The organism is Paracoccus maritimus (assembly GCF_025195095.1).
GTDB classification, from domain to species: domain Bacteria; phylum Pseudomonadota; class Alphaproteobacteria; order Rhodobacterales; family Rhodobacteraceae; genus Paracoccus; species Paracoccus maritimus.
The window spans coordinates 56722-73957 of sequence record NZ_JANAVZ010000006.1 but is presented as its reverse complement, the minus strand read 5'-3'; the positions used below and the strand labels follow the sequence as shown (position 1 = coordinate 73957).

General features: G+C 64.4%; 18 protein-coding genes and 1 tRNA gene. 6 read left to right on the top strand and 13 right to left on the bottom strand.

Annotated elements, in window-relative coordinates:
* Positions 1–7: 7 nt before the first annotated feature.
* The 4 genes from MU516_RS11655 to pgeF all read left to right on the top strand — a co-directional run bounded on the left by MU516_RS11655 (position 8) and on the right by pgeF (position 3606).
* Entirely contained in the window at positions 8–778 is a 771-nt protein-coding gene (locus tag MU516_RS11655; RefSeq protein ID WP_260277383.1) for an enoyl-CoA hydratase-related protein, read from the top strand.
* A 134-nt stretch (positions 779–912) separates the two neighbouring features.
* Positions 913–1800: a prolipoprotein diacylglyceryl transferase gene (gene lgt, locus MU516_RS11650; RefSeq protein WP_260277382.1), complete on the top strand. Its 888-nt coding sequence runs from the start codon at positions 913–915 to the stop codon at positions 1798–1800.
* Entirely contained in the window at positions 1797–2858 is a 1062-nt protein-coding gene (locus MU516_RS11645; protein ID WP_260277381.1) for a class I SAM-dependent methyltransferase, read from the top strand. The genes lgt and MU516_RS11645 overlap by 4 nt, the downstream gene beginning before the upstream one ends.
* The gene (pgeF, locus tag MU516_RS11640) at positions 2842–3606 is read left to right on the top strand and encodes a peptidoglycan editing factor PgeF (RefSeq protein ID WP_260277379.1); all 765 of its coding nucleotides are present in this window, start codon (positions 2842–2844) and stop codon (positions 3604–3606) included. The genes MU516_RS11645 and pgeF overlap by 17 nt, the downstream gene beginning before the upstream one ends.
* A gap of 220 nt (positions 3607–3826) precedes the next feature.
* On the opposite strand, the gene MU516_RS11635 is transcribed toward pgeF, so the two are convergent.
* From MU516_RS11635 to MU516_RS11595, 9 genes are all read right to left on the bottom strand, one after another.
* Positions 3827–3994, bottom strand: coding sequence for a hypothetical protein (locus MU516_RS11635; protein ID WP_209055931.1), 168 nt, complete (start codon positions 3992–3994; stop codon positions 3827–3829).
* Positions 3995–4274: 280 nt separating this feature from the next.
* A tRNA-Val gene (locus MU516_RS11630) sits at positions 4275–4349 on the bottom strand.
* A 173-nt stretch (positions 4350–4522) separates the two neighbouring features.
* Entirely contained in the window at positions 4523–5086 is a 564-nt protein-coding gene (locus MU516_RS11625; protein ID WP_260277377.1) for a histidine phosphatase family protein, read from the bottom strand.
* 240 nt (positions 5087–5326) lie between these two features.
* Positions 5327–5488: a cbb3-type cytochrome oxidase assembly protein CcoS gene (ccoS, locus tag MU516_RS11620; protein ID WP_209055932.1), complete on the bottom strand. Its 162-nt coding sequence runs from the start codon at positions 5486–5488 to the stop codon at positions 5327–5329.
* 11 nt (positions 5489–5499) lie between these two features.
* Positions 5500–7707 carry a heavy metal translocating P-type ATPase gene (locus MU516_RS11615; RefSeq protein WP_260277375.1) on the bottom strand — a complete coding sequence of 736 codons (2208 nt, stop codon included), beginning with the start codon at positions 7705–7707 and terminating at the stop codon, positions 5500–5502.
* 16 nt (positions 7708–7723) lie between these two features.
* Positions 7724–8188 carry a FixH family protein gene (locus MU516_RS11610; RefSeq protein ID WP_260277373.1) on the bottom strand — a complete coding sequence of 155 codons (465 nt, stop codon included), beginning with the start codon at positions 8186–8188 and terminating at the stop codon, positions 7724–7726.
* Positions 8189–9730 (bottom strand): cytochrome c oxidase accessory protein CcoG, encoded by a 1542-nt coding sequence (ccoG, locus tag MU516_RS11605; protein ID WP_260277372.1) that lies wholly within the window; start codon positions 9728–9730, stop codon positions 8189–8191. It abuts the gene before it with no gap.
* Positions 9731–9864: 134 nt separating this feature from the next.
* The gene (locus MU516_RS11600; protein WP_260277371.1) at positions 9865–10827 is read right to left on the bottom strand and encodes a nickel/cobalt transporter; all 963 of its coding nucleotides are present in this window, start codon (positions 10825–10827) and stop codon (positions 9865–9867) included.
* Positions 10824–11504 carry a DUF1007 family protein gene (locus MU516_RS11595; RefSeq protein WP_260277370.1) on the bottom strand — a complete coding sequence of 227 codons (681 nt, stop codon included), beginning with the start codon at positions 11502–11504 and terminating at the stop codon, positions 10824–10826. Before MU516_RS11595 ends, MU516_RS11600 begins: the two co-directional genes overlap by 4 nt.
* Positions 11505–11702: 198 nt before the next feature.
* Here MU516_RS11595 and MU516_RS11590 point away from each other — a divergent pair, with 198 nt between their 5' ends.
* On the top strand, positions 11703–12677 hold the full coding sequence (locus tag MU516_RS11590) for an alpha/beta fold hydrolase (protein ID WP_260277369.1): 975 nt from the start codon (positions 11703–11705) through the stop codon (positions 12675–12677).
* Between the two features lie 65 nt (positions 12678–12742).
* Here the strand turns inward: MU516_RS11590 and MU516_RS11585 are convergent, their stop codons facing one another.
* Both MU516_RS11585 and MU516_RS11580 read right to left on the bottom strand, forming a co-directional pair.
* A complete protein-coding gene (locus MU516_RS11585) occupies positions 12743–13054 on the bottom strand; it encodes an ETC complex I subunit (RefSeq protein WP_260277367.1) in 312 nt (103 codons plus the stop codon).
* A 131-nt stretch (positions 13055–13185) separates the two neighbouring features.
* A complete protein-coding gene (locus MU516_RS11580) occupies positions 13186–13476 on the bottom strand; it encodes a hypothetical protein (protein ID WP_260277366.1) in 291 nt (96 codons plus the stop codon).
* A gap of 89 nt (positions 13477–13565) precedes the next feature.
* On the opposite strand from MU516_RS11580, the gene MU516_RS11575 reads away from it, so the two are divergent.
* Complete coding sequence (locus MU516_RS11575; protein ID WP_260277364.1) at positions 13566–13850, top strand: I78 family peptidase inhibitor; 285 nt, start codon at positions 13566–13568, stop codon at positions 13848–13850.
* A 15-nt stretch (positions 13851–13865) separates the two neighbouring features.
* Here the strand turns inward: MU516_RS11575 and MU516_RS11570 are convergent, their stop codons facing one another.
* Together MU516_RS11570 and uvrB are read right to left on the bottom strand one after the other, a co-directional pair.
* Positions 13866–14684: a 2OG-Fe(II) oxygenase gene (locus tag MU516_RS11570; RefSeq protein ID WP_260277363.1), complete on the bottom strand. Its 819-nt coding sequence runs from the start codon at positions 14682–14684 to the stop codon at positions 13866–13868.
* A 144-nt stretch (positions 14685–14828) separates the two neighbouring features.
* Complete coding sequence (gene uvrB, locus MU516_RS11565; RefSeq protein ID WP_260277362.1) at positions 14829–17015, bottom strand: excinuclease ABC subunit UvrB; 2187 nt, start codon at positions 17013–17015, stop codon at positions 14829–14831.
* Between the last annotated feature and the right edge of the window lie 221 nt (positions 17016–17236).

Genomic DNA, 17236 nt, shown 5'->3' with positions numbered 1-17236 from the left:
GACTTCCATGAGTTTCGAGACCATCCAGTTCGCCGTCAAAGACGGCATCGCGACGCTGATCCTGAACCGTCCGCAGGTGATGAACGCGCTGAACCGTCAGATGCGGGCCGAGATCACGCAAGCCCTGACCAACCTGACCGAAGACGTGCGCTGCGTCGTGCTGACGGGATCTGGCAAGGCGTTCTGTTCGGGTCAGGATCTGACCGATGCAAGCGGGGCACTGGACCTCGAGGCGACGCTGCGCGACGAATACGAGCCGATGTTGCGGGCGATCCGGGATTGCCCGGCACCGGTGATCGCGGCAGTCAACGGCGTCGCGGCCGGCGCGGGCGCCAATCTGGCGCTGGTCGCCGACGTGGTGATCGCGGCTGAAAGCGCCAGCTTCGTTCAGGCGTTCACGCGGATCGGATTGATCCCGGACGCCGGCGGAACCTGGGCGATACCGCGCGCGGTCGGTGCTGCCCGCGCGATTGGAATGATGCTGTTCGCGGATGCCATACCGGCCCGGCAGGCTGCGGATTGGGGATTGATCTGGCAGGCGTTGCCCGACGACGAATTCGCCCAAGGGGTCACCGACCGGGCGCGCCATCTGGCGCAGGGGCCGACCGCCGCCTACCTTGCCGTCCGCAACGCCGTGGCGGCGTCCTTCGACAACGATCTTGACGAACAGCTTCGGCTGGAGGCGCGCCTGCAGGGCGAGGCTGGCCGCAGCGCCGATTTCCGCGAGGGCGTGGCGGCATTTCTGGAAAAGCGCAAACCGGGATTCATCGGTCGCTAGGGCAAGCTGCGGCCTTATGGCGCGTGGGCTGCGACGGGGGCTGCCATCGGGAACGTGATCGGTCCGCAGGGCGGGGCCTATGTTGACTTCCGGTGCTGCGTGTCTAGCTTGCGCGACGAAACCCGAGAGGCCGAATGATCCCCTTTCCCAATATCGCGCCCGAGATATTTACCATCCATCTGGGTGGTCTGACGCTGTCCTTGCGGTGGTATGCGCTGGCCTATCTGGCCGGGCTGCTGATCGGCTGGCAGATCATGGTGGCGATGATGCGCCGCGACCGTCTCTGGGGCGACCGTGCGCCCATGGCGGGCGACGCGGTTGACGATCTGCTGACCTGGGTCATTCTGGGCGTGATTGTGGGCGGAAGGCTGGGGTTCGTGTTGTTCTACGAACCCGGATATTACCTGGCCAATCCCGGTCAGATCCTGCAGGTCTGGCAGGGCGGAATGAGCTTTCACGGCGGCTTCGCGGGCGTCATCGTCGCCGCGTGGCTGTTCTGCCGCGCGCGCGGCATCGCGCCGCTGCGTCTTGCTGATGCGATGGCGGTCGTGGCCCCGATCGGGCTTTTCTTTGGCCGCATCGCGAATTTCATCAATGCCGAACTTTGGGGACGGCCCACGGATCTGCCTTGGGGGGTGATCTTTCCGGGCGAGGCGGCACAGAACTGTCCGGGGATTGACGGGCTGTGCGCCCGCCATCCCAGCCAGCTTTACGAGGCGGGGCTGGAAGGTCTGCTGCTGGGGCTTGTTCTCTTGGCCGTGGTTCGCGCGGGCGGGCTGCGCCGGCCCGGGCTGGCCTTCGGGATCTTTCTTGCAGGTTACGGTCTGGCGCGGATGTTCGTCGAGTTGTTCCGGGTCGCCGACGCGCAGTTCATCACGCCCGACAATCCGCTGGGACATGTCGTCGGTGGCCCCGTGATCGGTCTGACGATGGGACAGGTTCTTTCCCTTCCCATGGTGGTGCTGGGCGTGGTCTTCATCCTTCGGGCGTGGCGCCGCGCGCCGGTGCCGGCTACTGCATGACGCCACTGGCACAGATCATTGCCCGGCGCATCAACGCAACCGGACCAATCTCGCTGGCCGATTACATGGAACTGTGCCTGCTGCACCCGCAGCACGGCTACTACGCGACGCGTGATCCGTTTGGTCAGGCCGGCGATTTCGTGACCGCGCCCGAAATTTCGCAGATTTTCGGAGAGCTTTGCGGGCTGGCCCTTGCACAGGCATGGATGGATCAGGGCCGTCCGGCGCCCTTCACGCTTGCCGAACCGGGGCCGGGCCGCGGCACGTTGATGGCCGACATGCTGCGCGCGATCCGGGCCGTGCCGGGATTGATCGACGCGTCTCGGATTGCCCTGATCGAGGCATCGCCGCATCTGCGCGATGTGCAGCGCGACAGGCTGGGCGATGTCCGGCATCTGGACAGCCTGGACGACCTGCCAAACCAGCCGCTGTTCCTGATCGCGAATGAATTCTTTGACGCCTTGCCGATCCGGCAGTTCCAGCATGTCGATGATGGTTGGGCCGAGCGTGTCGTCGGGCTGGACGAGAACGGTGGACTGCGCCTGGGGCTGGCGCCGCCGGTTGATTTGCCGCGACAGGGACGCGCAGGGGATGTGATCGAGGATTGTCCGGCCGCGCCGGCGATGATGACGGCCATCAGCAGTCGGATCGCGGCGCATGGCGGGGCGGCGATCATTGTCGATTACGGCGGCTGGAACGGCTATGGCGATACGTTTCAGGCATTGGCGGGGCATCGACCCGAAGACCCGCTGGCCCGACCCGGCGAGGCGGATCTGACGGCGCATGTCGATTTTGCGCCGCTTGCGGCGGCGGCGATCAGGGCAGGGGCCACGGTGTCGCGACCGATCCATCAGGGCGACTGGCTGCTGTCGCTGGGGGCCCGCCAGCGGGCCGAGCGGTTGACCCAGGCGGGCGATGGCGGTGCGATGGCGGCGTTAGACCGCTTGACCGATGCAGACAAAATGGGTCACCTGTTCAAGGCGATGGCCATCTGGCCCCAAGGGGCGCCGCCGGTGCCCGGATTCGACGCTCTGAGGCTTCATGCAGACGACGCTTGAGATCCTGACCCACCCGCTGCTGAACGATGTCAGGCACGGTTTCTTTACGCGAAAAGGCGGCGCGTCGTCAGGCCTGTTCGCCGGATTGAACTGCGGACGCAGATCCAGCGATCAGACCGACATGGTTGCGGTGAATCGTGCAAGGGTGGCGCAGGCGATGGGCGTCGAACCGGACAAGCTGGCGACGGTCAAGCAGGTCCATTCCGCCGACGTGGTGACACTGACCGCGCAGGACGACATTGAAAAGATCCGCGACACGCAGGCGGACGGCATCGTGACCGACCGGCAGGGGGTGGCGCTGGCGGTGCTGACGGCGGATTGTCAGCCGGTGCTGCTGGCCGACCGCGAGGCGGGCGTGATTGGCGCATGCCATGCGGGGTGGAAAGGTGCCCTGGCCGGGGTCATCGAAACGACCGTGGCGGCGATGCGGGCGTTGGGTGCGACACGGATCCGGGCTGTGATCGGCCCCACGATCAGTCAGCGTGCCTACGAAGTCGGCGAGGATTTCATGGAAGATTTCCTGATCGAAGACCCCGACTATCATCGCTTTTTCAGTGGTGGCCCGAACGGCCGCCCGATGTTCGATCTGCCGTCATTCGGACTTTCGCGACTGCGGGCCGAAGGCGTCGAGGCCGAATGGTCGCGCCATTGCACTTATTCGGACCCGCAGCGGTTCTTCAGCTATCGCCGCGCCACGCACGAAGGGCAGGCGGATTACGGAAGGCTGATTTCCGCAATCGCGCTGTAGTTCGAAAGGGCAGGCGATCCCTGATGCGCCCGGAAGTCGTCCTAGCGGGTCTCAATGCGCGAAATCGTCGGATTTCTACAAGGTCAATCCAGCGGCGACGATCATCGCGGTTCTTGCCTGCGGTCTTGATGACCATGGTGCCTTGTCTTTGAAAAACTGTCGGCCGCTAAACTGCATCGCGACCGACGAGAACATTCCCGGCGGTTGGTCTTCTGGCCGGTCAGGCGGCGCGCGCATGCAGGTGATGCGCGCATAGTGCTTCGGCTTGATATTCCAGGCGTTCCAGAAGTTCGCGATACTGAACATTATGGCGATAAGGCTTCAGTGCGGACAGGATCAACTGCCATTCGTCATCAGAAATTTTCGGTCGAAATGCGTTGTTCATCATGGTGTTGCTCGTTCTTGCTGTCATTGCCTGTTGGCGAAGAAACTGAGTAGTCAGATATTGGTTGCATCTCGACAGTGACAAATGGTGCGTGAAAGCGGCGTGAACGAAACCAGTTCAGGTTGTGATGCCGCAAAGAAATATTGCCGGCCTTAGGCGGAAAATATCGCGGCGGGCGGTGCCATCAGTTCACTTCGGCAGACGTTGCCGCAAGAACAAAGTGCCGCTGACTTCCCGTTCTGGCTGTGACGATCAGGATGTGGTCGGCTTTGCCCGAACCATATGGTGGGGCGGGAGGGGATCGAACCCCCGACCAACACGGTGTAAACGTGTCGCTCTACCGCTGAGCTACCGCCCCGTTGGCAACAGGGTCTTGAAGATCCCCGGCAAGTCTTGGACTCGCTGATACCGTGCTGCCAGATAGCCCAGAATATCTTCGGTGTAAACGAGGCCGATGAACGGTTCCCGATTGGTTCAGAAAGCTGTCGAAACCGCACTCACCCCCAGCGCCGGTGACGAGGGTTTCGCGATCTAGGTCTGCCAGATCTGGTGACCTTGGCGGCAGACGACGTGGACCGCCCCCTGCACGACCGGCATGTCGCCCAGTCGATCGGGGGGCAGGCCCATGGCGACCAGGCGGATCATCCGCAGCGTGATTCCATGGGTGACGATCAGCGTGGGGCGGGTCAGGCCGCCCAGAAAGCTTGTGACGCGCGTCCGCAGGCAGGCAAGGCGTTCACCATCGGGCGTCCTGTCATACCAGTCCAGCGAACCTTCGCGAAACACCTCGGGGTGCTGATCGCGCAATTCGACCAGTAGCCGACCCGAGAAGTTGCCGGTGTCGATCTCGGCCAGCCTTGTGTCGGTTTCAAAGGCTTGCGAACCAAAGACGATCCTGGCCGTTTCAACGGCGCGCCCCTGCGGACTGGCAACACGCAGCGCATCTTCGACAGGGGCGACCAGCCGTGCCAGCCCATGTGCCTGCTGCCTGCCCGAAGACGTCAGCGGTGAATCCAGCCTGCCCTGAATCCGCCCCTCGGCGTTCCAGGCGGTCTCGCCATGCCGCATGAGATAGAGGTCGGGATAGTCTGGCACGTCCGTGATCCGCCGCAGGTAAAAGCCGCCGGACAAGGACGGCGAGGCGTGCGATGATGCCAGGACCGATACCGCCCTGATGCGCACAAGGCATTGATATGACAGTGCGCGACATCTGCGCAAGCCGCGACCCGTCCCGATTTCCACCGTGGCCAGATGGCTCGGCTGGACGGCGTATGATGACCCGGAAAGCAGGTCGGCGGGTCGAGGGGCATCGTGCCTACCGGCATTCGGGGCCGTTCAGTCAGGGCGCGGGCGGTCATCCCATTCATCGCTGAGGATGCGTTCGGCGTCGCCCTTGGGATCGTCGTATTGGCGCGCGCGCAGCGTCCAGATGAACGCCGCCAGACCGACGACACCCAGCCCAAGCGATACCGGGATCAGGATGGTCAGGATTTCCATGGCACTTCCTTTCAGCGGCGCAAACGCAGCGCGTTCAGCGTCACGGTGATCGAGCTTGCCGACATCGCAAGCGCGGCAAGCAGCGGCGTGGCAAGACCGGCAATCGCCACCGGCACCGCGATGACATTGTAAAGGATCGAGATCGCGAAATTCTCGCGGATGCGGGCGGTGGCGCGCCGCGCGGTCAACAGCGCGTCGGCGACGGGCAACAGATCCTGCCCGGTCAGGACCATGTCGCTGGCGACGCGCGCGGCGTCCAGGGCCGAGGCGGGCGAGATCGAGGCATGGGCGCGCGCCAGCGCCGCCGTGTCGTTCAGCCCGTCCCCGAGCATCAGCACGTGCGCGCCCTTCGCCGCCAGCGCCTCGATTGCGGCGGCCTTGCCCATTGGGTCGGTGCCCGCGTGCCATTCAGCGATTCCCAATCGGGCGGCCAGATCCGCCACTGCTGCCGGCCGGTCGCCCGAGATCAGGATGACCCGCTGGCCATCCGCTTCCAGCCGGGCGACGCAGTCCTTGGCACCCGGACGCATCTGGTCGGTGAAATCCAGCCGGATCGGCGCGCGGCCCGCGACCGACAACCATGTGGCGCTGCCGGGACGTTGGGCATCGTCGTCGGCGACGCCCAACCAGTCCGCGCGCCCCAGCCTGACCTCGGCTCCCTGCCATATCGCGCGGACGCCATGGCCGGGTTCCTCGCACAGATCGTTAAGTTCGGCGGGCGTTGTCCCGGCCAGGGCCTCGGCCAGCGCACGCGACAGCGGATGCGCCGAGCCCTGCGCCAACGCCAGCGTCACGGGCCGCAACCCCTCTGGCAGCGCATCTGCGGACAGCAGGCTTGGCTGGCCCATGGTCAGCGTTCCGGTCTTGTCGAACACGACCGTATCGACCTGCGCCAGCCGTTCCAGCGCGGTGCCGTCCTTGATCAGCAATCCGCGCCGGAACAGCCGGCCCGACGCCGCTGTCGCCACCGCAGGCACCGCAAGCCCAAGCGCGCAGGGACAGGTGATGATCAGCACCGCCGCGGCGATATTGACCGACAGTCGCAGATCGCGCGTCGTCCAGAACCAGCCCGCGAAACTGGTCGCGGCCAGCAGATGCACCATCGGCGCATAGGCGCGCGAGGCGCGTTCGGCCAGCGAGGTATAGCGGCCGCGCGCGGACTCCGCCGCCTCGACCAGCGCGGTCAGCCGCGCAAGGGTGGTGTCGCGCCCTGCGGCCGTCACCCGCATCACCAGCGGGCCCGTCAGGTTCAGCTCTCCCGCCGACAGATCCAGCCCGGGCCCGGCGGCAACCGGCAGCGTCTCTCCGGTCAGCAGGGCGCGGTCGATCTCGGACCGGCCCTCGACGATGCGTCCATCGGCGGGGATGCGGCCACCGGGACGCACGCGAATCAGGTCGCCCACGGCAAGGCTGACGGCCGAAACGATACGTTCCCCCGTCGCGCTCAGCAATGTGGCGCGCGGCACCTCAAGCGCGGTCAACTCGGCCGCTGCGGATCGCGCGATGGCACGTGTGCGATGGTCCAGATATCGCCCGATCAGCAGAAAGAAGCACAACATCACTGCCGCGTCGAAATAGGCGTGATGGCCAGACAGGACCGTTTCGTAGACCGAGATCGCGGTGGCCAGGATCAGCGCAAGCGAGATCGGCACGTCCATTCCCAGACGCCGCGCCCTGATCGCGGTCCAGGCGCTGGAAAAGAAAGGCTGACCGGCAAAGGCGACAGTGGGCAAGGCGATGGCGGCGCTGATCCAGTGAAACAGGTCGCGCGTCGCGTCCTGCGCACCCGACCAGACCGCCACGGACAGGATCATGACGTTCATCATCGCAAATCCCGCGACGCCGATGCGCATCAGCAGATCGCGCCCCTGCCGGTCGGCGGCGCCGCTGGACAGCGCATCGGGGTCCAACTCATGCGCTTCGTAGCCGATACGGCCCAGCACCGGGATCAGATCGGCAGCCGTCAGCCCCGGGGCGTCAACCGTCACCCGCCGCAGCGTCAGGTTCACCCGGGCGAGGCGCACGCCCGGCACCGCGTGCAGCGCGCGTTCGACGTCGCCGATACAGACCGCGCAATGGATCCGGGGCAGGGACAGGATCAGCGTGCCATCGCCCGCCGCCGTCGCCGCGCCGCCAGCCCGGTCGGCCAGATGCCGCGCCATCGGCGCGGCGTCACAGGCCGGGCAGGCACTCAGCCGGATCGCGGACAGATCGCTCATATCAAGTCACCGCCGCTCATTTCACCACCGCGCCCGCATAATGATCCAGCCGCTGGCGAAACTGCGTTCCACCGGCCGACGTGGCGACGACATGGATCGTCCATGCGCCGGGTTCCAGCGTCAGCGGGGCGCGATATACACCGCCCTCGTAGGTCAGGACCGGCGTGCGGTCGGCGCGTTGATGGGTCGTTCTTCCCACTGTTGCGGACAAGGCTGCGACCCTGGCCGGCAGGCCGTCGCGATCGGTCACAGCCAGCGTCAGTTCCTTGCCGTCATAGGACGGTGTGACGGTCCAGCCCAGGGCGCTTTGGGCCGCGCGGTCGTCATCGAATGTTTGCGACGCCACGTAGGAATTGGCGACCTCAAGCCCCGGAAAGCTGCCCACCGCCTTGATCGCCATGACCACGTTGACCCCGATGATGACGGAAAAGGCCGCGACCGTGATCGTCAGCACGTGGCGGCCTGTCAGTTCGCGGCGCATCTACTGGCTCCTTCCATGAAAGACGGTCTCAACCGAGTTGCTGGCATCGCCGCCCCGCTGGGTCACGACCAGTTCGATCGGCGTGTTCTCGGTCTGTGTCAGCGGCGATCCCGCCGGTGCGGTCAGATACAGCCGGGCGGCAAGCGTCTGGTCGGCGGCGACCTGGACCGTATCTCCCGCAGACCCCTCGATGGTCAGGGTCAGGCCCTGTGTATCGCCGCCCGCCACGCTGAAGCTGTAGACGCTGGTATCGTGCTGCTTGTTGCGCAGACGAACCTCGTAAGTGTTGCGGATCGCGCCGTCCGACATGGTCACGAACAATGGGTTGCGCACCGGCGAGACGTTCAGATCGACCGAGGATCGCATCATCAGCGCGACCAGCAACAGCACGCCGATTCCCGACCACAATGTGAAGTACAGCAGCGTGCGCGGGCGCAGCACATGTTTCAGCAGCGGCTTGGGCGCCCCGCCGGCACGCTCGGCCGTCTCGTCGCGCAGTGCCATGTAATCGATCAGGCCGCGCGGCTTGCCGATCTTTTCCATGATCTCGTCGCAGGCGTCGATGCAGAGCGCACAGGTGATGCACTCCAGTTGCTGGCCATCGCGGATGTCGATCCCCATTGGACAGACATTGACGCAGGCCATGCAGTCGATGCAGTCGCCCCGCACGGCATCCTCGGGGGCGGGAGACGTCAGACGTGGAGCCTGCGCGACCGCCGCGCCGGGTGCCGCGACCGACGGATCGCCCACGACGCCGGCCGCGCCTTGACCCGCCGGCTGCCTGCGGTCATGTCCGGATTTGCCGCGCGGCTCGCCTCGCCAGTCGCGATAGGCGACGGTCAGCGTGTCTTCGTCCATCATCGCCGCCTGAATTCGCGGCCACGGGCAGGCATAGATGCAGATCTGTTCGCGTGCGAAGCCGCCGAAGACGAAGGTCGTCGCGGTCAGCAGCGCGATGGTCAGATAGGCCACAGCGTGCGCCTGACCGGACAGCAGATCAACCAGCAGCGTCGGCGCATCGGTGAAATAGAACACCCACGCCCCGCCGGTCAGCAGCGCGATCAGCAGCCATGCCGCGAACTTGATTGCGCGCAGGCGGATCTTCTGCCCGTTCCATTTCTGCCGGTGCAGGCGGATGCGGTTGTTGCGATCCCCTTCGATCCACCGTTCGACCAGGATGAACAGGTCGGTCCAAACGGTCTGCGGACAGGAATAGCCGCACCAGACCCGTCCCAGCGCCGACGTGAACAGGAACAGGCCCAGCCCCGCCATGACCAGAAGCCCGGCAACGAAATAGAACTCGTGCGGCCAGATCTCGATCCAGAAAAAGAAGAAGCGGCGATTGGCCAGATCGACCAGAACCGCCTGATCGGGCATGTTCGGCCCACGATCCCACCGGATCCACGGCGTGACGTAATAGATCGCCAGCGTTACCGCCATGATGATCCATTTCAGGTTCCGGAACCGGCCCCTGACACGTTTGGGGAAGATCGGCTCGCGTGCCGCGTAGAGGCCGGGCGGGTCCATCCGTGATGTGGACATGGGGATATCGCTCCTGTTTCGCACCCTGCTGATAGGGCGGCGGGCGACGTCACGCCTTGACCTGCGTCAAACGGCGCGTGCAGTAGATATGCAAAATGACGAATTTATTGGGCTTGCCGGTCGCGCAGCGGCGGTCAGAGGACAAGGGCGATGGCGGCGACCGCGATCAGGCAACCGGCAGCCAGTTGCATCGCGCCGGGAAGCCAGCGCCCCAGCGCGGCCAGTGGCCCCGACGCGGGCAGCAGCGCAAGGCTGCCGCGCCGGGCCCACACCGACATCGCCGCGACCAGCAGCGTCACCGAAGCTGTGCCCAAGCCCATCGCCATCGCGCCCGCGACCCCGATCGTGAAGACATCCATCCGCCAGGTCAGGATCAGCAGGAACAGCGCCCCCGTGCAGGGCCGCGCGGCGATGCCCGCGATCAGCATGACCGCGTCGCGCAGCGAACGGGTCGCCATAACCTCTTCGGCGGTCGGGCCGTGCGCATGGCGGCAGCCGCAATCCGCAGCATGCTGGTGATCATGCCCGTGTTCATGATCATGCATGTGAAGATCGTGATGTTGACCGCCTTGTGCTGTCCGCAGGATCAGGCGGGCGCCGCGAAAGGCTAGCCACAGCCCGACCAGCGCGATCATCAGAGCACTGATGTCGGCCATCGAATCCTCGGTCAGCCCGGTCAGCGCCTCGCGCGACAGGTCCAGCAGCGCGATGCCGCCCCAGACCAGCGCCACCGCCGTACCGGCCTGCGCCAACGAAGACAGCAGGGCCAGCATCGCCAGCCGTCCCATCGGAACCTGCGTGCCATAGCCATAGCCGCCAATCAGGATCTTGCCATGTCCGGGACCGACGGCATGGACGAGCCCATAGCCAAAGCAGATCGCCAGCAGCGTCCCGGTCGCACCCGGCTGGCCGGCGCGCAACTGACGCAGCGCGCCGGCCATCAGGGTCTGTGCCTCGCGCTGCCGGTCGGCCGCCCAGGCCTCGATCCCCGCCAATGCACCGCTGGACCACAGGACCAGCAGAAGCAGCCCGACCCCGAGTCCGGCGATCGCCAGGATATGTGTCGCGCCGCGACGAGGATGTGCGGTGTCGCTCATCCTGTCGTCGCGCTGCCGCAAATGACATTCAACGCGCCCGCCCCCGCGCCGCCGATATCAACCGTCACCAGTTCCGCCTCGGCATCGTCTGTCGCCTCCAGCAGGGCGGCATCCAGCGCCGCGCGATAGGCCGCACGCGCCGCATCCGGGTTACCCTGGTCCAGCGCCGCCCGGCAATCGTCGCGACCCAGGAACCGGGGCGGACCGTGCAGCGTGAAATCGACATAGAATTCGGGATCGTAGGTTTGCAGCTGCAGCGCTGCGTCGGCTGGTAGCGGCGAGGACAGCGGCCGCAGATGCCGCGACACGATCCGGCCGTCACGATAATCGGCTTCGAAGCTGCGCGGCCCCAGCAATTCCACCGGACCCTGATCCGTTGTCAGATACAGCCGACCGTCGAAATCCGGTTCCCAATCCGCATCGAACCCCTGAAGCCGGGTCCGTTCGTCGTAGTCCAGGACGCCGTCACCATCGGGGTCAAGGCCAAGATCGGTAACGATCAGCAACGAATACAGCTCGTCATAGCTCCATTCCACGGCGACCGCGCTAAGCCGCCCCGTCTCGTCGTAAATCAGCTCCAGCTTGGAATCGATATAGACATGCGGATGCGCCGCCGCCGCGAGGGGCGGCAGGGCCAGCAGGGCCGACAGGATCAGGGCGCGGGCTTGCACGAGCACGAAGCAGGGCCTTTCAGGAACCTTGGGGGCCAGATAAGCCCAGCAATGCGTCAACGCAAACCCCCGGATGCGCGGATCGGGGCCGCAGGCGTGGTCATGCCGAATGACAATCGCGCGAGGCGCGCTTTCCGGCCTGCACCCGGAACCCACCGCGTTGCGTGACTGTTCGGATAGGAACGCAACAGGGAAGGCCGCGCGATGCCAAGACTTAGACCTGGATTGTTGGTGCTGACCATCGTGGCGGCAAGTCTTGCGGGCTGCGCGGCGTTCGTTGAGGATCGGGCAGCAACGCGCGAGGATGCTGCCGAGGCTGCCTATCCCCCCACCGGGCGGCTGATCGAGGTGGATGGGCATCGTGTGCACGCCCATGTCGAAGGCGCTGGCCCCGATCTGGTCCTGATCCACGGCGCCAGCGGCAACACGCGCGACTTCACCTTCGATCTGGTCGGACGGCTGAGCGACGATTACCGCGTCATCGCCTTCGACAGGCCTGGCTTGGGCTGGACCGACAATATCGGCGCGCAGAATGACAATCCCATCGCGCAGGCCGAGTTGTTGCGCAAGGCCGCCGATCAGCTTGGGGTCACGCGGCCCATCGTGCTGGGACACAGCTATGGTGGCGCGGTTGCGATGGCGTGGGCACTGCGCGACCCGCAGGACACGGCTGCGGTGGTGCTGCTTGCGGGGGCGACCCATCCTTGGCCCGACGAGGCGGATCTGGGTCCGTTCTACCCGTTCATTACCAGCGCGGTGGGACGGTCCGCGGCGGTGCCGCTGATTTCGGCCTTTGTTCCGGAATCCCGGATCGAAGACGCCATTGCCGGTATTTTCGCACCTAATCCGGTACCCAAGGGATATATGGAATATGTGGGGGCCGGCCTCACCCTGCGTCAGGACAGCTTTCTGGCGAACGCGCGGCAGGTGAACAATTTGAAGCCCTATCTGGCCCGGATGGCGCCGCTGTATTCCGAACTGACGCTGCCGATCGAGATCGTCCACGGCGCGCGCGATACCACCGTGGGCATCCAGTATCATTCGCGCAAGATGGACGATCAGTTGCCGAACGCCCATTTGACGATCCTGCCGGGCATCGGCCATATGCCGCATCATGCCGCGCCCGATGCCGTTCTGGCAGCCATCGACCGGGCGGCGCAGCGCGCAGGGCGGCGCTAGCTGCGCGTATCGACCCCGCAAGACTTTCGGCTAGCCTCTGCGAACGTTGGTCAGGTTCACACTGCTCAGTGAGTCCAGGGTGCGCGACGGTCGGTCGCGAAATTCTCGCCATATCCGCGGGGGCGAACATTGACCGCACGCTTGTGAGGCTCCTGAACGACGTATTCAAGACCATGATCGCGCGCATAGTCCTCGGCCTGCTTGCGCGTGTCAAAGCGCAGGCGGACTTGGCTTTGGGTGTCGTCGCTGCTGGTCCATCCCATCAAAGGATCGATTTCGCGGGCGTCAGCCGCCGGAAATTCCAGCACCCAGCCCTTGCTGCGGGCCGTTCCGGACTGCATCGCGTTACGGGCGGGCTGGAAGATGCGGACTCGCATGGGTGAACCTCTTGCACTGGCTTCGCAGGTTTATCGCCAAAGCGGGGCGCCGGATCAAGCCCCGAACGCTTTCTGTCATGTGGCGGGTCAGGGCACAGCCCGCTTGAGAGCAGCCGACCTGAACAGGAATTCTAAAAGCTGCCGGTCAACTCGGCGGTCCGGGTCTTCTTGTCGTAGATGCAGATCACGCGCTCTGCCTCACCGCCGGACGGCTTGATTGACAGCAATGCGGCGCCGTAGGATTCGGATCCGAACGGTGCCATGTCCAGACTGACCAACGCGCCATCCGACGATTGGACAAGGTCGCTGCACGCTTCTTCGACTGAGGCTCGAAACTCTTCCCAAGCCTCATCGGTCGATGCGAGCGTCGGTCCCGACGCCAGCAGGCAAACCGTCGCAGCCTGAATCCATGGTCGCGTCATATGGGCTTACTCCTTGAACTGCTCTGGCCTAGGCAAGGGAACGTTCCGGTGTCCACCCGGGTTCTGACACAAGATAGAGAGGAGCCGCCATGTATCGCATTTTCCGCAGCACGGGCCTTGCAGCGATGATCTGCAGCCCTGTCGTCCTGTCCGCGTGCCAGCAGCAATCCGGCCTGACCGTAAGCGCCGCGCGCTGCGATCCGGCGCGGCATCAGGCGTTGGTCGGGCGCAATATCGGTGCCGTGACGCTGCCGTCAGAGTTGCCGCAGCGGGTCGTCATCCCCGACGCGACTCTGAGCGATGACGTCAACCCCAACCGTCTGAACATCTTCGTGGACCCGAAGGGTTGGATCGCCCGCGTCAGCTGCGGCTAGTCCCGAGCGAGCGGGCTAGAAGCCCAGGCGCCGCAGCGGGCCGATCACCCGGCGATACATGACCGGTGGCAGGACGTCCTGAAGCACCTCATTCCGGCGCGTCTCGCGGTCAGCCTGATCGGCGGTTCCCGGACGCGGTTTGAAAAGTGTCGTGTGCGCCTTCTTGGTGCCGTCCCAGGTCGCGGTATAGTAATACAGCGCCATCGACATGCGCGGCTCGCCGTCGGGGTGGTTGACCGGCGTCGGATTGCCGTGCCAGGTCGTTGATCCGGTGTTGAAGCAGACCATGCGGTTGAACAGGGGCACGAAACTGTCCACCATCTCGGTCATGTCATCATTCCAGATTTCGAACGACCCGCCATATTCCTTTTTCCAGTCCTTGTTCAGATAGATCAGGACATTCAGTCGCCGTTCAAGATTCAGAATGGCGTTGTGGTTGAAATCCGCATGAATATCCAGATGGCCGCCGTTTCCGACGACGTGGATGCCGCCACCCGCGAAATAGGGATCGGGAATAAGCCCCTTGATGCCGGTCAGGTTCTCCAGAAACTGAACGAACGGGCGGGAATTCAGGATATAGAACAGATTGCGCGTATAGGGCGGCAGGCGTTCCGGCACATAGCTGGTTTTCAGCTTTTCCTGCGGGCGATCGAAGCTGGTTTCCGCCTCCGGCAGGGCCTTCAGCTCTTCGCGGACATTGTCCAACACCTCGGGCGGCAGAAACTCTTCGAAACTGCCATAGGGATATGGTGACTTGCTGCGATACGACTCGGACGCGGCCTTGCCGGCAGCCTTCGCGATTTCGGGATCGAGCTGAAGCGTTTTGGGATCCATCGCAAGAACCGGCATTACAAACTCCTAAAGCTGACACATATATTGCAAATAGAAACCGATTCCCTGACAAAAACAAAGCGGTTTCTGACTGGCGATTTCGGCAGATTGACATTTGCCGAAATTCCAACGCGCATGACGCACCGATCAGCGGCGGCGCTTTGATCGCTTGTTGCCGCCGCGCTGGCCCGCGCGGCCTGCGGTCGATCTTCCTGACCCACTGCTATTTGCCGCGACCGCATCCTCGATAGCCGATTGCCGGGCCAGCGGATCATCTGAGATCGCGAGGTCGACGGCTTCCAGCCGCTTGACCTCGTCGCGCAGGCGGGCGGCCTCTTCGAATTCCAGGTTCTCGGCCGCCTTGCGCATTTGCGCCCGCATCGCGTCAAGATGGGCTTGCAGATTGGCACCGATCAGGGGCTTTTCGACCTTGGTGGTGACGCGCGACTGATCGGTATCGCCCTGCCACAGCCCGGCCAGAACGTCCTCGACATTCTTGCGGACGGTCTGCGGTGTGATGCCATGTTCCTCGTTATAGGCCATCTGCTTCTGGCGCCGCCGCTCGGTCTCGGCCATGGCGCGTTCCATGCTGCCGGTGATGCGGTCGGCATACATGATGACGCGTCCGTCAACGTTTCGCGCGGCGCGGCCGATGGTCTGGATCAACGAGGTTTCGGACCGCAGGAACCCTTCCTTGTCGGCGTCAAGGATCGCCACCAGCCCGCATTCGGGGATGTCCAGTCCCTCGCGCAGCAGGTTGATACCGATCAGCACGTCGAAGGCCCCCAGCCGCAGGTCACGCAGGATCTCGATCCGCTCGATCGTGTCGATATCGCTGTGCATGTAGCGGACCTTGATGCCCTGTTCGTGCAGATATTCGGTCAGGTCCTCGGCCATGCGCTTGGTCAGGGTCGTGCACAGGGTGCGATACCCCTTGGCGGTGACCCTGCGCACCTCGTCCAGCAGGTCATCGACCTGCATCTCGACCGGTCGGATTTCGATCTGGGGATCCAGCAGGCCTGTGGGACGGATGATCTGTTCTGTGAAGACCCCGCCGGTCTGGTCCATTTCCCATGACGCGGGGGTGGCGCTGACGAAGACCGATTGCGGTCGCATCGCGTCCCATTCCTCGAATTTCAGCGGGCGGTTGTCCATGCAACTGGGCAGGCGGAAGCCATGCTCGGCCAGCGTGAACTTGCGCCGGAAGTCGCCCCGGTACATGCCGCCGATCTGGGGCACGCTGACATGGGATTCATCAGCGAAGACGATGGCATTGTCGGGGATGAACTCGAACAGGGTGGGCGGCGGTTCGCCTGGCGCGCGGCCGGTCAGGTAGCGGGAATAGTTCTCGATCCCGTTGCAGACGCCGGTCGCCTCCAGCATCTCGATATCGAAATTGGTCCGCTGTTCCAGCCGTTGCGCTTCCAGCAGCTTGCCTTCCTCCTGCAACTGCTTCAGCCGTTCGGCCAGTTCCCTCTTGATGCCCTTCACGGCCTGCTGCATCGTCGGGCGCGGGGTCACATAGTGGCTGTTGGCATAGATGCGGATCTGCTTGAAATTATCGGATTTCGCACCGGTCAGCGGATCGAATTCGGTGATTGCCTCAAGCTCGTTGCCGAAGAAATCGAACCGCCATGCGCGATCTTCAAGGTGTGCGGGCCAGACCTCGACCACATCGCCGCGCACCCGGAACCCGCCGCGCTGGAAGGCCGCGTCCAGCCGCTTGTACTGCTGCGCCACCAACTGACCCAGGAATTCGCGCTGATCATAGCTTTCGCCGACGATCATGTCCTGGGTCATTGCCGAATAGGTCTCGACCGAGCCGATGCCATAGATGCAGCTGACCGAGGCCACGATGATCACGTCATCGCGTTCCAGCAATGCGCGCGTCGCACTGTGGCGCATCCGGTCGATCGCCTCGTTGATCTGGCTTTCCTTCTCGATATAGGTATCGCTGCGCGGCACATAGGCTTCGGGTTGGTAGTAGTCGTAATAGCTGACGAAATACTCGACCGAATTTTCGGGGAAAAAGCCCTTGAATTCGCCATAAAGCTGAGCTGCCAGCGTCTTGTTCGGAGCAAGAATGATGGCCGGGCGCTGCGTCTCCTCGATCACCTTGGCCATGGTGTAGGTCTTGCCGGTGCCCGTCGCCCCCAGCAGTACCTGATCGCGTTCACCATCGTTCACGCCGTGCGACAGTTCTTCGATCGCCCTCGGCTGGTCGCCAGCCGGGCGAAACTCACTGTGCATCACGAAACGCCTGCCGCCCTCCAGCTTGGGGCGAGAGACTTCGGGAAACCGCGAGACCGGCGCATTGGTGTTGTTGTGACCCATCCATTTCCCCGCTGTGCCTCGTGCGACAGACACCCAAGTTGTGGTCTCGTGCGCGAAAGTCAACCTGAGCGTCCTGCGCGAGTTCCCGTAGGGCAAGGCAGGGCCCTTGCCCAAATCGGGCAGCGTTGCTGATCGTCGCCGACGGTCCGCACGGGGGTCCGGGGGGCTCGCCCCCCGGCCATCGCGGGACGCAGAAAGCGCCGCGGGTTTCCCGCGGCGCC

Coding starts and splice junctions, on each gene's coding strand:
- MU516_RS11585 (WP_260277367.1), bottom strand. CDS start 13,054: ATGCGAGTCCGCATCTTCCAGCCCGCCCGTAACGCGATGCAGTCCGGA.
- MU516_RS11635 (WP_209055931.1), bottom strand. CDS start 3,994: ATGATGAACAACGCATTTCGACCGAAAATTTCTGATGACGAATGGCAG.
- MU516_RS11590 (WP_260277369.1), top strand. CDS start 11,703: ATGCCAAGACTTAGACCTGGATTGTTGGTGCTGACCATCGTGGCGGCA.
- uvrB (WP_260277362.1), bottom strand. CDS start 17,015: ATGGGTCACAACAACACCAATGCGCCGGTCTCGCGGTTTCCCGAAGTC.
- MU516_RS11580 (WP_260277366.1), bottom strand. CDS start 13,476: ATGACGCGACCATGGATTCAGGCTGCGACGGTTTGCCTGCTGGCGTCG.
- MU516_RS11610 (WP_260277373.1), bottom strand. CDS start 8,188: ATGCGCCGCGAACTGACAGGCCGCCACGTGCTGACGATCACGGTCGCG.
- MU516_RS11570 (WP_260277363.1), bottom strand. CDS start 14,684: ATGGATCCCAAAACGCTTCAGCTCGATCCCGAAATCGCGAAGGCTGCC.
- MU516_RS11575 (WP_260277364.1), top strand. CDS start 13,566: ATGTATCGCATTTTCCGCAGCACGGGCCTTGCAGCGATGATCTGCAGC.
- ccoS (WP_209055932.1), bottom strand. CDS start 5,488: ATGGAAATCCTGACCATCCTGATCCCGGTATCGCTTGGGCTGGGTGTC.
- lgt (WP_260277382.1), top strand. CDS start 913: ATGATCCCCTTTCCCAATATCGCGCCCGAGATATTTACCATCCATCTG.
- MU516_RS11645 (WP_260277381.1), top strand. CDS start 1,797: ATGACGCCACTGGCACAGATCATTGCCCGGCGCATCAACGCAACCGGA.
- ccoG (WP_260277372.1), bottom strand. CDS start 9,730: ATGTCCACATCACGGATGGACCCGCCCGGCCTCTACGCGGCACGCGAG.
- MU516_RS11655 (WP_260277383.1), top strand. CDS start 8: ATGAGTTTCGAGACCATCCAGTTCGCCGTCAAAGACGGCATCGCGACG.
- MU516_RS11600 (WP_260277371.1), bottom strand. CDS start 10,827: ATGAGCGACACCGCACATCCTCGTCGCGGCGCGACACATATCCTGGCG.
- pgeF (WP_260277379.1), top strand. CDS start 2,842: ATGCAGACGACGCTTGAGATCCTGACCCACCCGCTGCTGAACGATGTC.
- MU516_RS11615 (WP_260277375.1), bottom strand. CDS start 7,707: ATGAGCGATCTGTCCGCGATCCGGCTGAGTGCCTGCCCGGCCTGTGAC.